Genomic DNA, 14,334 nt, shown 5'->3' on the forward strand with positions numbered 1-14,334 from the left:
ATCAAAGTTGATGGTTTTACTTGAGAAATTTTCTGGTTTTGTGTATAATTCATTTTGAAGTCCTCCTTGGGTATAAATTAAGGGTCCTTTTTGCTGATCAGCTTCGGACACCTCGTATAATACCAAGGGGGCTTTTTTTATTCAATCCTCATTTAAATTCATTACAGGAATGCTCCTTTAATACTACTTATTGACAAAATAAAAAGCCTCAATCCCAAAAAGGGACGAGACTTAACCCGCGGTACCACCCTAATGGAGTAAAACCTCCACTTTATCACTGATAACGGTAGTGAACCGGATTTCCTTACTTCAATATACATTGGTTCAAGAAACTGCTCCCAGGTGATCTTCACTTAATTTTTGTCTTCAGGCTTCCACCATCCCCGAATCGCTGTGCAGAAAAAATTTAAGTTACTCTCCTGTTCAAAGCATTTTTTCATGTATTTATTACTCATATTATATCTATTTTTTCTTATTTGTCAATTATAGCTTCTTAAATAATAGTTTTTTATAATTTCTCTACTAATCCTTTTGTTAACCAGTACAGATGATTATAAACTTTATTCACTTCGTTTGTAGAAATTTCTGTGTTTTCTTCTTCTATTAATACTTTGATACTAACAAAAGGTACGTTCTTATGGACAGCTACTGCAGCCTCTGTGACACCATCACTGCTTATACAAAAAACGTGCTTTTCAGGGTCTAGATTAGTTTTACTACCAACACTTGTTAGCTTTCCAACTAAAATCTTACAACTAAAATCAGCTTGAACTTCATCTTGAATTTTGCAACAAGCGTCAATCATACTCGCTTCTGCTTTGTATACTTCTTGATTATTGCTCAAAATAGCTTCTTTGATAACCATCAAATCTCCTGTTTTTAAGTGCTTTAGTTTTACCTCAGCCTCTCCTATAAACATTAAATAGTCCACACCAAAATCATTTTGTAATACTTGTATCTTTTGTTCTAAAGCACTGGCATCATTTAATTTAACTAATACTAATTCTTTGCTTGCTATTTTGCAGATATAATATGTACTATCCATCCTATTTTCTTTTTTGTAATTTGCTGTCTCCTTGAAGATTACATCAAAGTAATCAGGTAAGGAACACACTACCCCCAGTTTCATAAACACCTTTCCTTTACTACTTATTATTACTTTCTCGTTCCATAGCAATATCTTCATCTATAGAATCTATTTGCGCTTGTAAAAAAGACTTATATTTTATCTTGAACAACTTCACTTTTTCCAGTAGTTCATTATATTGTTTATATATTTCATCCACTTTCTTGTTGGCATCATATATCATGCTTTCTGCCTTACTTTCTGCCTCTCTTAAAATCAGGTTCGACCTTTCATCTGCATTTTTTTTAACTTCCTCGGCAGTTTGTTGAGCAACTATTAAGGAATTATGAAGTGTGTCTTCCAGTTTTTCATACTTATTAACTTCATTTTTACACTTCTCTACCTCATCTTTTAAATCCATATTCTCCTTGTATAGCTGTTCGTAATTCTCTATAATTTTATCTAAGAATGCATCCACTTCATCTTCATTATATCCTCTAAATCCCTTTTTAAAGCTTTTGTTTTGAATGTCTAACGGTGTTAAAGTCATAAGCCACCTCCTGTAGTCCTGTAGCTTACTTTTTCTACATAATATTACCTGTTTCCTTTTTTTTTACTGCAACTTGTTAATCTTTATTTTTATTCTATCTTTTTTTGTTGTCCCAATTATCTCTACAACTTTAATCCTCCCATGTTTCCGGCAAGATATTAGGTCATTGACTTCTATTTGAACTGCAGGAGACTTAGCTATTTCCCAGTTGCATTTTACTTTGTCTGCTTTAATGAGATTTGTTGCTACTTGTCTAGGGATATTAAACCCCGCTGCTACGATCCCATCTAGACGCATAGAAGCAACTGTTGTTGTTATTTCTTTTAACTGGCATTCAGGTAAAGAAATTTTGTCTCTTCCGGTTTCATCTATGGTCACCTTAACTCTACCAATAGTTTCTATGTTGTACCTGGCAAATTCGGCTACAGTCTTGTCCATTATAACTTGACAGTATTTATCAGTAGTAATTATATCACCGATTTTTTCTCTTTTTATCCCTAACCCTGTCAAAGTACCCAAAACTTGCGGATGAGAAATTGGTTTTAACGAGTTAATTTGCAAAACACTAATGTGTTCTAACTCATTATCGTATTCCATGTAATCTGGATAAACAACTATTCTCCTTCTTTCAGCTTCAGAATAACCGCCTGCTATGGTAAAATGCAAATCTGGTACCTGTATTAAGATACCAGAAACTTTTGCAATAATATGGGGTTCATAAAAGTCAGTAGCATTAGGTTGATGCGTTCTCAAACACTGCTCAGCTTTGTCAATTATCTTAGTAAGCTGACTTTGAATATCAGAGTCGTTAATATGATTTAACAATTTAGTACGATCTAACCTCATCTTCATCCAACTCTCTACATAAATCCTACAAGGAATCTAATAATCAGCATTTCTACAAATCTGATAGCGAATAACGCCAAGATAGGGGAAAAATCAATTGGCAATCCACCTAGACTAGGCATTATTCTTCTAAAGGGCGCTAAAATAGGCTCAGTAAATTCATATATAAATTTAACAACTGGATTATATGGATTTAATCTGATCCAAGATAATAATACCCTGGCTATTATGAGCCAAGTGAGTACACTAAATGCCGTTCTAACAATACCTATTATTTCCAATTTAAAATCACCTCAGTAATTATTCTTATCAATCTCTTCTGCTTTTAAACTTGCTGTTTCTACTGCTTTAATTAATGCTGAGCGCAACCCTTTTTCTTCTAGCACACTTACTGCAGCTATTGTAGTTCCCCCTGGAGAAGTTACTTGATCCTTTAGCTGTGCAGGATGCTTATCAGTACTATGTACCATATTTGCTGAACCAATCACAGTTTGTACAGCAACTTGACGAGCTAAATCCCTTTTTAGTCCCATTTTTACCCCAGCATCAATTAATGCTTCTATCACCATAAATATATATGCTGGTCCGCTCCCGCTAATACCTGTTATGGCATTAATCTCACCTTCATCAACTAAACAAATTTCTCCAACTGTTTCGAATATATTCTTTACATACTCAAATTGCTCATCTAAAACCAAGTTGTTTTTACATAGTGCTGACATTCCTGAACCGACTAAGGAAGGTGTATTGGGCATAACTCTGATAATTGGCACTTCAAAACCAAATAAAGATGTTATTTTATCTATTTTCGTTCCCGCTAGGATAGACACTAAAACTTGCTTGTCCCAGATTTGAGCAAGTGGTTTTATAACCTCCCCTGCAGTAGCTGGCTTAACTGCTAAAAAAACTACATCAACTTCATTTATTAATTGGCTATTACTATTGGCAATATTTATTCCGTAGTTGTCTTTTAAGTAGCTTGTCCGCTCTTTGTTAAGGTCGCTCACAAAAAACCATTCTGAGTAGCTTGAATTGCCTCTTACCATGCCAGCTATTATAGCTTCGGCCATTGCTCCGCCACCAATAAATCCTACTTTTAGCATACTCTAATCACCTTTTGTCCATGTCATATTAATAAGTTTTGACACTTCTTTTTTATTATCCGATGAAATTACAGTATTACTTGGGGTAAACAAAAATATATTTTGCCCTACCTTTTGCATGCCTCCATTCATAGCATAAGTAACACCGCTTAAAAAGTCAACTATTCGCTGTGCATCTTCTTGATCTGTCTTTTCAAAATTTACAATTATTTGCTTCTTCCCCTTTAGGTGATCGGACATACCCTTGGCTTCCTCATAAGATATAGGACTTAACACTACAATTTTGTTCTGCTTAGCAGTAGGAAGTCCTACAATTGGAGCCTTTTTTATAGTTTCTATATTTTTCTCTTCGATGAAATCATCTTGCTGCCAATCGATTTCTTCTCGTTCCCTTTCATTTTCACGCTCAAATCCTAAAAAGTGTAATACCTTGTTGACCACTTTTTTTCCTTTTTCCATTTCAATCCCCCTGTTCATTTACTATTGGCGTTCACCAAAAATAGATGTTCCTACCCTAACCATATTGGCTCCCTCTTCTACAGCAATTTCATAATCGTTTGACATTCCCATTGATAGAAACTTCATCTCTACATTTTTAAAGTTCAAATGACTTATTTCTTCACTCAATTCCCTAAGCTCTTTAAATACAGGTCTTGTTCGTTCAGGCTCGGTTTCAAATGGTGCCATTGTCATTAGGCCTTTAACTTGCAAGTGCTTACTACTCGCCACTTCTTTTAAAAATGGGACTACTTGGTCACTCTTTAAACCAAATTTAGAGCTCTCTTCTGCTACATTTACTTGAACTAAGACATCTACAGTGATATTCCTCTTTTCTGCTTCTTTAATTAATGTTTCTGCTAAGCTCATTCTATCAAGTGAGTGAATGAGCTTTACTTTATCTAAAATATATTTAACTTTATTTGATTGTAGGTGCCCAATAAAGTGAATATCAGCACCCAAGTTACTAATCAAATCAAACTTCTCTTGCACTTCTTGTGCTCTATTCTCTCCCAATTGGTTAAGTCCTGCTTTTATCACATTTTTAATCTCTTGATCTGTTCTGGTTTTCGTTACTGAAATTAATTTAATGTGGTCAGGATTTCGATTAGCCTTTAAAGCTGCTTTTTTTATTTTATCCCTAACCAATTCTATGTTTTTCTTCAAATCAGTCATCATATTCATCCTCCCAAAACTTTAATCTATATCTGGATCAGTTATATACATCATTCCTAGAGGTACACCTCTTACTGCTACTTTATCACCTATTTTGCCTATTACATCTACTGGATGCCACTCAGCCCTGCCACTGGTTTGAATAAGTAAAATATTTGACTCCCCATCTATGTTGACTAAAGAATGTTCCTCTATAATAACTCCTTCGTAATCTTCTAAAATCAGCTCAATATTGTGCAAGCGCTTATATAATATTGGGTCTGAATAGTTAAGTATTTCTATAACCAAGTGCTCTTTATCCCCGCCTATTTGTTTGTCTAGCAATACTGCTCTATTTATAACACCACAATCCTCTACCCTGATTTTATACGATTCCCCTATGCTTACTTTGTCATAAAGGCCTTCAGTGGTTATCACTGCAACTACATTTGCCAGGTTATTAATTATTTTAAGTATAGGAGCACCTTGTTCTATTTCCGTCAAATTAAGGGACTTCACTTCTTTAACCCTGTCTTGAAGCTGAGAGTAGTTCATTTGAGTCACTTCATTTTTTTTAAAAGCATATTCCAACCCGTCTATTTCTAAAGAAACAATTCCAGACTTAGGGGCTTTTATTTTATGTATAGTTCTTTCTGAGAACTGCTGATTAAATCCTCCCTTTATTTCTGCTACAACTTGTCCCACTGCTACTCTTTCTCCAGGCTGAACCTTCAACTCTACTGTTCCACTCGCGGGTGAGTATAAAACAATTTCATCTTTACCTAAAAGTGCTACCGAATCGTAAGCTTCTTCAAGTAATCCCCACTGTGTTTCAGCTAAGCTTAAATTCATTTGCTTAACTTTATCAATTACATACACACCTAGATTCTTTCCAACTATAGCAAGAAGCATAATAAGAAATACCAATAATAGAGCTTTTCTCAGCTTCTTTTTTTTATTTTTTGCCACAAGTCTTTTTCTTCTTGACATAATTTGCTCCAAAATTTTACACCTACCTTAACTAACTAAAGGTATTATTCTATAGCAACCTGCTATTTCCTTCAATAAAAAATGTCTGATAGCGATGCTATCAGACATTTTTTATTGAATCTTCTTTTTCCCACTTATTCCTTGCTGCAATGCATAGGTAGCTGCTTGGACCCTGTTTTCTATGTGCAATTTATCAAATATATTTCTAATGTGATTTCTTACTGTATTCTCTGATATAGATAATTCTTTTGCAATCTCCTTATTTGTTAGGCCATCAATTAACATTTCAAGAACTTCTTTTTCTCTTTTAGTCAAATCATTAATAGCATTTGGCTCGGGTTTGGGATTTGTCACTTGGGCAAACTCATTCATAATTTTAGTAGCCATGCTCGGTGAAATAGGAGCTTCACCCTTTACAACCTCTAATAGGGAAGAAACTAAATTATCAGGTTCTAAATTTTTTAGAAGATAGCCTGACGCACCGCTTTTAACAGCCTCAAATAAGTGCTGATCATCTTCACATACAGTTAGCATTACTATCTTTACATAGGGTAATTGTTTTTTTATAAGTTTTGTAGCCTCTATACCATTACACTGCGGCATATTAATATCCATTAAAATGATATCTGGCATCACTTCTTTAGCTAATTCTAATGCCTCTATACCGTTACTAGCTTCACCTACTATCTCAAATTGCTCTTCGGTAGCCATCAAGCTAATAATTCCCTTTCTAACTAAAACATGGTCATCGACTAGTAGAATTTTAACTGGTTCCACTTTTCTTTCCCTCCTTTAACAGCGATTTAGGTAACTTCACTATCACTTTAGTGCCCTCTCCTGGATTAGACTCTATTTTAAAATCTGCTCCTATTGACCAGGCCCTCTCCTGCATATTTAATAGGCCAAACTTTTTTCTGGCCGAATTATCTGATTCACTCTTAATCCCTTTGCCGTCATCAGCTACTATTAGAACTAAGTGTTCAACATCCTCTTCTTGAAAGCTTATAATAACTTTATTAGCCTCTGCATGCTTAAGCACATTATTTAAAGCTTCTTGTATTATTCGCATTAAGTGAATTTCCTTTTCTAAGGCAAAACTTATTTTTTCATTTAAATTATATACATAATGCACTCTAATATTATGTTGATTTTGAAATTTTTCTGCATAATTTTCTAGGATAGTAGCAAAATCTATATCGGGATCCACTATGTTTTTTAAATTAAATATTGTTTGCCTTATATCTGTAAAGCAATCCTTAATAACTAACTTAATCTGTTCTAACTCTTTAAGTGACTTCTCTGTTTCTCCCTTAATTATCAATTTCTTAAGTATAGCATTTTTTGTGTTTAAAAAAAATAGAGTTTGAGCGAAACCATCATGAAGGTCCTTAGCTATTCTATCCCTTTCTTCCATGATAGCTAAACCTGCTAAAGCCTTTTTTTGATCTTCTCTCCTAAACTCCTGTTGAATAATATATAAGAATATCATAACCCCTAACGTATTCAATAAATAGATAAGCCACATAAGCTCCACTAACATCTGATATACTGTTGTCAAATCTACTTCAGTTGCTACTATAAACAAAAAGTGAATAGCCATACAGGTAACCGTTATCTTTAACGAATTGGAAAAATTTATGTCTCTCCCGCTTTTTCTTCCCAAAATACCCGCTGCTAATCCCATAGTTATACCCATAAAAAAACCTCTAATACCACCGACCTCCATCAATCTAAACACGCCACTTATGGCAAGGGACCCTACACCTACTATAGGACCAGCGTAAATACCTCCAACTATACCAGGTATATATCTCATATTAGCTGTAAGGTCTCCATATTGTACTCCAAAGAAAAGGGCCAGTGTAGACATTAGACCAAATGTAGTAGTAACTAAAATCATTTCCTTAATAGACAATTTTGTCTTACGCAAAATATGAATTATGTTTGTTTGACTTATCAAATAGGTAAGTGCTACTACTAAAGTCATGTTGAGTATTAAGTCCTTAGTAAACATGATAATTGCTATGTTGGCCATTCTACCACACCTTACCTATCCTAAAATTTCCACTTTATCACCGTTTTTAATACTTCCTCCCTTAACCACTTTAATAAATATCCCCTCTTTGGGCATTACACAGTCTCCAGCTTGATAGTAAATGGCACAACGATTATGGCATTCTTTACCTATTTGTGTAACTTCCCCAATAGCTTCATTACCAATTTTTAGTTGAGTTCCCAGAGGAAGGCCTACAAGCTCAATTCCTTTAGTTGTTATGTTTTCTGCAAAATCACCAGGATTCACATCTAACCCTTGCTGTCTCATTTTTTCTATACTCTCTAAGGCTAATAAACTGACTTGTCTATGCCAAGGTCCACCATGGGCATCACCTTCTAGCCCATAATTCTCGATTAATTTTCCTTGCCCTATATCTTTTTTTCGCTCTCCTTTTTTTTCACTTGAGCAAACTGCTATAACCTCTGCCATTATTTAGACTCCTCCCTTATATAAGTTCCGCTTTTCCCACCAGTTTTTTGTAAAAGTCTTACCTGGGTTATAGTCATATCTTTATCTACCGCTTTGCACATATCATATATAGTTAAGGCAGCTGTAGAAACAGCTGTTAATGCCTCCATTTCCACTCCAGTCTTGCCTGTAGTTCTAACTTTTGCTTTAATCTCTACTCTATTTTTTGTGCTATCTATTTCAAAATCCAAATCTACTCCAGAAATTAATAGGGGGTGACACATAGGAATTAGGTTGCCTGTCTGTTTAACAGCCATAACTCCTGCTATTTGAGCAACAGCTAAAACATCACCCTTTTTTATTCTTCCCTCTTTAATTCTGGCAACTGTCTCTGCTTTCATATAAATATAACCTGCTGCAATTGCCTCTCTTACAGTATCATCTTTTTCACTTACATCTACCATTTTTGCTCTGCCTGCCTCGTTAAAATGAGTCAAATTATCCACATATTACCCTCCAATATGATACATTTTTTTATTTTGTTGCTTCCACCCTTCTTCATTCATGGTATGTTGTAAGGGTTTGCCCATAATAGCCTCACCAATAATCTCCTTGAGTTTTTCATCTGAAGCGCCATATCTTAGCATTGTTTTTATGTCTATTTCTTTACTGCTCTGCAGACAGGGTCTAATCTTACCTTCTGCAGTAAGCCTCAAACGATTACATTTATTGCAGAAATGATCTGACATGGCACTTATAAAGCCTATGGTTCCCTTGTGTTTAGCAATTGAAATGTATTTTGCTGGACCTGCCCCGTTTATATTAGTACTAGGTAATACAGGGTATTTTTCTTCAATTAGCTTTAATATCTCTTGAGCTGAGACAAAATTTTTGCTGTTCATGGATTCGCCTTCTCCAATCGGCATTAATTCTATAAACCTAATGTGGATTGGAAGTTTTGATGTTAAGTCTACAAATTCCAATATTTCATCGTAGTTAAAATCTCTAATCACTACCACATTTATTTTAACTGGATTTAATTCTAATTTTAATGCTTCGTGAATCCCCGACCAGACCTCTTGAAGGTTTCCTATCCTTGTTATCTCTTTAAATTTTTCAGGCTTAAGAGTATCTAAACTAATATTAACTCTATCTAAGCCCGCTTGTTTCAAGTCCTTCCCGTATTTTTTTAGAAGGATACCGTTAGTGGTAAGCGAGACATCTTCAATTCCTGGAGTGTTTGCAACCTCTTCTATAAAGCTAATTATTCCCTTGCGAACAAGAGGCTCTCCACCTGTAATGCGAATCTTACTAATACCCATAGAGGCGGCTAATTTTATTATTTTTGCCATTTCCTCAAGCCTTAAAATTTCTATATGGGGCTTTAGGTCAATTCCACTTTCAGGCATACAATATACACATCTTAAATTACACTTGTCTGTTACTGATACCCTTAGGTAATCTACCTTTCTAACTTTTGGATCCATTTTCAAAGTCAACAGCCCCTTTCGGGTTTTGTTTTTTCATAACAGTTTCTTCGATTCTGTCAACTAATCCTGAAGCATCATCTAGATCATAGCAGGGTACACCGATTTGAAATTCTACATCTGTAGCAAGGGCAATCAACTCTTCTGGACTACACAAAATCTCTTCATAAACCCCTTTTCTGAAAACCTCTATTTTAGGTTTATCCCCACGCTTATATCCCTCAGTAATAATTAAGTCTACATCTTTTATTGTATCAGCAATTTCATCTAATGACATTTCTCGCTCTACTTTTTTCACAATAGCAATCTTGTTAGGAGAAGATATAATTACATTATCAGCTCCCGCTTCTCCATGGCGCCAGGTGTCTTTTCCGGGAATATCGATATTAAAACCGTGGACATCGTGTTTTATGGTAGCAACTTTATATCCTCGTCGCTTTATTTCTCTTAATAGCTTCTCTATGAGAGTAGTTTTACCTACGTCTGATTTACCCACTACAGAAACAATCGGTATCACTCTAAAACCTCCATCTCTTTAGTTAAAATTATATCAACCATGGCACCTGGCTCTAACGGCCCACTGCCAGCATTTACTACCACATAGCTATTACAGTATAATATTGACTTCATAACACCTGGAGATTGGCTTCCCGTCAGCCTTGCAACAGGCTTTCCCCCTAAAAGACTAGTTTGCGCTCGCAATAGTCTCATTTGCTTACTACTCTTAGGAAAACTATCTGCTAACTTACCTTTAACAATTTTTCTTTTATAGCTATTCTGGCCTTTAAGCTTTTTTATTATTGGTTTAGCTAAAAGGTCAAAAGTTATTAAGGCAGCTCCAGGGTTTCCCGACAAGCCTATAGCAAGTTTGCCTTCTTTTACTCCTGCAACAGCTGGAGTCCCAGGCTTCAGGTTTACTCTCCAAAACAACAATTCAAAACCTGCTTTAACCATGGCTTCTTTTACAACATCATAGTCTCCCACTGATACACCACCAGTTGACAGTATTAAATTACATTCTGACAAAGCTTTATTTAGTACTTCTGTTGTTGCACACAAATCATCTTGAATATTACCATAAATAACTGGCTGTCCACCTAAGGAAGATATCTCTGCTGCTAGAGCATAGCTATTACTGTTTCTGATCTTGCCAGGCCCTAACGACTTCTCCGCATCCACCAATTCATCACCTGTGCTAAAAATAGCGATTCTAGGTTGCTTGAATACTTTAACTCTAGTATGACCTAAAGCAGCTAGCATTCCTATAGCTCTAGAGTCTATAACTATCCCTTTTTGAATTACTTCCTCGCCAACTGAGACATCCTCACCAGCAAATACAATGTTTTCATTATGGGAGTATTTCTTAAATAGGGTAACAGTCTCTCCATCTTTTTTTGTTTCCTCATATTTAACTACGGCCGTTGCTCCCTCAGGAATAGGAGCTCCAGTAGATACTTTAACCACTGTTCCTGGTAGTACTTTTCTTTCAGAGGTATAACCAGCAGGAACGGTATCTACTAGCATTAATTTTACTGGGGTTTCTTTATTGGCTTTTTCTGTATCAGAAGCTAAAATGGCATATCCATCTAAAGGAGATCTATTAAAGGGAGGTATATTACAACTTGCATTGATGTGTTCTGCTAAAACCCTATTTAGCGACTGGGTCAAGGATACATATTCAGTTTCCATTTGCTCAACACTACTTTGCAGAATCATGTCTGCTTCAGTTAAATCGATTAGTTCACGCAAAAATTTCACCTGCCTTTCCCAAAGCTACAGTTTGGAAATTTACACATTTCACACTCTGTACAAAGGCCTCCATAACCTAATTTAACAATATCACTTTTAGTGATAACCTCACCTACTAATATTTTGGGTAATATTAAATCGAAAACAGTTCTTTTAGAGTACATAACGCAACCAGGCATCCCTATAATTGGTATGTTGCCGTGGTAGGCTACTAGCAACATGGATCCAGGTAAAACCGGCGTGCCATAACTTACTATTTCTGCCCCCCATGATCTGATAGCAGTAGGAGTTAAGTCATCTGGATCCACTGACATCCCACCTGTAATAAAGACCGCGTTAACACCTTTGTCGATTAACTGAGTAATAGCTTTTTCTATAGCATCAATCTCATCGGGGACAATTATTTGCTCTACAAATTCACAGTCAAAGTTGCTCAATTTTTCCTTTACTACTGGTCCAAAGGCATCTTTAATTCTGCCAGAATAAACCTCGCTACCAGTAGTAATAAGACCATACTTTACCGAAATAAGTTTTTGCAACTGAATAATAGGTTCTTCTATAGTTTTTTCGACTTTTTCCACTATGACCTTATCAATTACTAATGGAATTACTCTTGTTCCAGCTAAAACTTGATCTTCCTTCATTATATAATTTCCATGCAAGGTAGCTATGGCAATTTTCTCTATGCTATTTAATTCTTCTAATTTTTCTACATCTACTTTTAATCGCCCTCTAGCTCCTGCTAATAAGCTTACCCTTCCTTGATCTGGTTCTGTAAATTTTATACCGTCACCAGCTATTGCCTTGGCTATTCGTTGCGCTGCTTCATTCTCATGAACTATATTTTCACTTTCTTCCCACACATATAAGTGAGACTTGCCACAGTTTAATAGCTCTTCTATATCCTCTTTTCTGACAGTATGTCCTTTTTTGAAAATTCTTCCTTTGAACTCACCTGGTACTATTTTCGTTATGTCATGACATAAGATTTTACCTATAGCTTGTTCAGTCCTTACTTTTTTCACGAGAACCCCCTAAAGTTCGTCATCATCCGCTTGCTCTACTTTTTTCTTCTTTCTATAAAAAATCTTCGCTAAGATAATGCTAACTTCATAAAGAACTACCACGGGACCCGCCATCAAACTCAGTGATATTATATCTGGGGGTGTTAAAGTGGCCGACAATACTATTATAGCAAATAGTGCATATTTCCTTTTCTCCGCTAATTTTTCTGGAGTAACGATCCCTAATTTCGTTAATAACATCACTATTAAGGGTAGTTGAAATACTATTCCAAAAGGAATTGAAAAGGAAATCAAAAATGACAAATACCTGCTTACAGAAATCATAGGACTGAGTCCTTCTCCTGCAATCTCAATTAAAAACCTTGCTGCTAATGGGAAAACCATAAAATAAGAAAAAAGTACCCCTACAACAAACAAAATCATAGATACAGGTATTATAGTAACGATGTACTTGCGTTCATGAGCATATAGTGCAGGTAACACAAAGCTCCATACTTGCCAAATGATTATCGGCATAGAAACAAAAATTGCCGCAAAGAAACTTGCCTTTAAATGGGTCAGAAATGCTTCTGTCATCGTAATGTAGACCAATGGTAAATCCATATCATGCATGGGTTTTAATATTAACTCCATTAATTGGTCTCTAAATCCAGCATAAATTACAATAGTTGATACAATAAGAGCTACAAAAGAAACTATTATTACTCGTCGTAAGTCTTCTAAGTGTTCTACCATAGACATTTGGTCATTAGCCATCTCAATTCCTACCCTTCCAAGCAAATTGCATTTTATTAATGAAAAAGCTCTTGTGTCCATAAGACAAACAAGAGCAGTACACTTGTTCATCTCCTTTCCAATAGTTGGGAGGCACAGGCGTTTCCGCTAAAGCCCTAAAGCACTGCACCCTGTGAACAATTTTGTTCAGGCCTTATCACCATAAATCATTTGATTATTAGGTGCTAAAGCTCGGAGATTATCTTTTTACACTATATAATCAAAAATATTCTACTTAAGCTAAAATAATCCTTCATCTTTTTTCATTTATTATTTATTTAAGCATTATTAATGCACCCATTCTGCCTGATTTACCCTTATCTCGCCTATGACTAAAGAAGAGATCTGCACGACTACTTGTACATATAGAAGATAAACTGATTTTTTTCGATAATATCCCTGCACTTAGCAGTTGCTTGTAATTTAATAGCTTTAAATCTAATTTATATTTTTCCGCATCAACCTGACATAATACGTAGTTATCAATAAATGTCTCGGGAATTTTATTAATTATTCTGTTATCAACCTCATAACAACACTTTCCTATTCCCGGACCTATAGCTGCAAAAATATCTTTAGGTTTAGAATTAAAGTTTTCTATCATACCAACTATTGTTTTTTGAACAATATTTTCCACAGTCCCGCGCCAACCACCATGAGCTATTGCAATAACTTTATTTATGGGGTCAAATAAGATAATTGGTATACAATCTGCAAAAAACATCATGAGCCCTACCCCTGAAGTTGCTGTTAACAATGCATCTGTCTCTGGTACAGCAGTAGAGTAGTCTGTAATTCCTTTGCCCCTATCTGCCTTTCCCACAATATAAATATTATTAGAATGAACTTGTTCTGCTGTGACACAGTCTTGTAGGTTAATACCAAGGGATTCTGTAAATATCTTTCTGTTTCTAATAACCCTATTGTTATCATCAGGTGTATGAATACCCAAATTAAGACTTTCGTATGGCTTCTGGCTAACACCCCCATACCTCGTAGAAAACCCATGAGTTATATTATCAAAATTCAGTAGATTCTTCGCAAATACACATTCTATTTTACCTGTTTTTTTTACTGACCAACCATCTTTCATGTCGCTCACCTCAGGTACATTATATCTCACTTTAT

General features: G+C 35.4%; 18 protein-coding genes, 1 riboswitch and 1 other annotated feature. All 18 genes read right to left on the reverse strand.

The genetic code is table 11. The features are described 5' to 3' along the window. Window positions 1–217 precede the first annotated feature (217 nt). Window positions 218–436, reverse strand: a binding site (T-box leader). Window positions 437–508: 72 nt separating this feature from the next. The 18 genes from GGQ84_RS05560 to pgeF all read right to left on the reverse strand — a co-directional run bounded on the left by GGQ84_RS05560 (window position 509) and on the right by pgeF (window position 14,329). After that, complete coding sequence (locus GGQ84_RS05560; protein ID WP_429160270.1) at window positions 509–1,129, reverse strand: nucleoside phosphorylase-I family protein; 621 nt, start codon at window positions 1,127–1,129, stop codon at window positions 509–511. Between the two features lie 16 nt (window positions 1,130–1,145). After that, entirely contained in the window at window positions 1,146–1,616 is a 471-nt protein-coding gene (locus GGQ84_RS05565) for a DivIVA domain-containing protein (RefSeq protein WP_429160273.1), read from the reverse strand. A gap of 63 nt (window positions 1,617–1,679) precedes the next feature. Next, window positions 1,680–2,468, reverse strand: coding sequence for a YlmH family RNA-binding protein (locus tag GGQ84_RS05570; protein ID WP_429160276.1), 789 nt, complete (start codon window positions 2,466–2,468; stop codon window positions 1,680–1,682). Window positions 2,469–2,476: 8 nt separating this feature from the next. Continuing rightward, the gene (locus GGQ84_RS05575) at window positions 2,477–2,743 is read right to left on the reverse strand and encodes a YggT family protein (protein WP_429160279.1); all 267 of its coding nucleotides are present in this window, start codon (window positions 2,741–2,743) and stop codon (window positions 2,477–2,479) included. A 12-nt stretch (window positions 2,744–2,755) separates the two neighbouring features. Then, the gene (proC, locus tag GGQ84_RS05580) at window positions 2,756–3,565 is read right to left on the reverse strand and encodes a pyrroline-5-carboxylate reductase (RefSeq protein WP_429160282.1); all 810 of its coding nucleotides are present in this window, start codon (window positions 3,563–3,565) and stop codon (window positions 2,756–2,758) included. A 3-nt stretch (window positions 3,566–3,568) separates the two neighbouring features. Then, window positions 3,569–4,024 (reverse strand): cell division protein SepF, encoded by a 456-nt coding sequence (locus tag GGQ84_RS05585; RefSeq protein ID WP_429160284.1) that lies wholly within the window; start codon window positions 4,022–4,024, stop codon window positions 3,569–3,571. A gap of 21 nt (window positions 4,025–4,045) precedes the next feature. Beyond that, window positions 4,046–4,741, reverse strand: coding sequence for a YggS family pyridoxal phosphate-dependent enzyme (locus GGQ84_RS05590; protein ID WP_429160286.1), 696 nt, complete (start codon window positions 4,739–4,741; stop codon window positions 4,046–4,048). An 18-nt stretch (window positions 4,742–4,759) separates the two neighbouring features. Beyond that, the gene (locus GGQ84_RS05595) at window positions 4,760–5,707 is read right to left on the reverse strand and encodes a biotin/lipoyl attachment domain-containing protein (protein ID WP_429160288.1); all 948 of its coding nucleotides are present in this window, start codon (window positions 5,705–5,707) and stop codon (window positions 4,760–4,762) included. 111 nt (window positions 5,708–5,818) lie between these two features. Beyond that, the gene (locus GGQ84_RS05600; RefSeq protein WP_429160290.1) at window positions 5,819–6,484 is read right to left on the reverse strand and encodes a response regulator; all 666 of its coding nucleotides are present in this window, start codon (window positions 6,482–6,484) and stop codon (window positions 5,819–5,821) included. Continuing rightward, the gene (locus GGQ84_RS05605) at window positions 6,471–7,742 is read right to left on the reverse strand and encodes a LytS/YhcK type 5TM receptor domain-containing protein (protein WP_429160293.1); all 1,272 of its coding nucleotides are present in this window, start codon (window positions 7,740–7,742) and stop codon (window positions 6,471–6,473) included. Before GGQ84_RS05605 ends, GGQ84_RS05600 begins: the two co-directional genes overlap by 14 nt. Window positions 7,743–7,757: 15 nt before the next feature. Next, entirely contained in the window at window positions 7,758–8,192 is a 435-nt protein-coding gene (locus GGQ84_RS05610) for an MOSC domain-containing protein (protein ID WP_429160296.1), read from the reverse strand. Beyond that, window positions 8,192–8,677 carry a cyclic pyranopterin monophosphate synthase MoaC gene (gene moaC, locus GGQ84_RS05615; RefSeq protein ID WP_429160299.1) on the reverse strand — a complete coding sequence of 162 codons (486 nt, stop codon included), beginning with the start codon at window positions 8,675–8,677 and terminating at the stop codon, window positions 8,192–8,194. Before moaC ends, GGQ84_RS05610 begins: the two co-directional genes overlap by 1 nt. A 3-nt stretch (window positions 8,678–8,680) precedes the next feature. After that, a complete protein-coding gene (gene moaA, locus GGQ84_RS05620) occupies window positions 8,681–9,658 on the reverse strand; it encodes a GTP 3',8-cyclase MoaA (RefSeq protein ID WP_429160301.1) in 978 nt (325 codons plus the stop codon). Next, window positions 9,642–10,175, reverse strand: a complete 534-nt coding sequence (gene mobB / locus GGQ84_RS05625) for a molybdopterin-guanine dinucleotide biosynthesis protein B (RefSeq protein WP_429160304.1) — start codon at window positions 10,173–10,175, stop codon at window positions 9,642–9,644. Before mobB ends, moaA begins: the two co-directional genes overlap by 17 nt. After that, window positions 10,172–11,407: a molybdopterin molybdotransferase MoeA gene (locus GGQ84_RS05630; RefSeq protein WP_429160307.1), complete on the reverse strand. Its 1,236-nt coding sequence runs from the start codon at window positions 11,405–11,407 to the stop codon at window positions 10,172–10,174. The genes mobB and GGQ84_RS05630 overlap by 4 nt, the downstream gene beginning before the upstream one ends. 5 nt (window positions 11,408–11,412) lie before the next feature. Beyond that, the gene (locus GGQ84_RS05635; protein ID WP_429160310.1) at window positions 11,413–12,432 is read right to left on the reverse strand and encodes a molybdopterin-binding protein; all 1,020 of its coding nucleotides are present in this window, start codon (window positions 12,430–12,432) and stop codon (window positions 11,413–11,415) included. Between the two features lie 9 nt (window positions 12,433–12,441). Beyond that, a complete protein-coding gene (gene tatC, locus GGQ84_RS05640; protein ID WP_429160312.1) occupies window positions 12,442–13,188 on the reverse strand; it encodes a twin-arginine translocase subunit TatC in 747 nt (248 codons plus the stop codon). A gap of 74 nt (window positions 13,189–13,262) precedes the next feature. Then, window positions 13,263–13,416: riboswitch (molybdenum cofactor riboswitch) on the reverse strand. Between the two features lie 64 nt (window positions 13,417–13,480). Further along, a complete protein-coding gene (pgeF, locus tag GGQ84_RS05645) occupies window positions 13,481–14,329 on the reverse strand; it encodes a peptidoglycan editing factor PgeF (protein WP_429160315.1) in 849 nt (282 codons plus the stop codon). Window positions 14,330–14,334: the final 5 nt, after the last annotated feature.

It is taken from the genome of Desulfitispora alkaliphila (assembly GCF_050433185.1).
Classification (GTDB): domain Bacteria; phylum Bacillota; class Desulfitisporia; order Desulfitisporales; family Desulfitisporaceae; genus Desulfitispora; species Desulfitispora alkaliphila.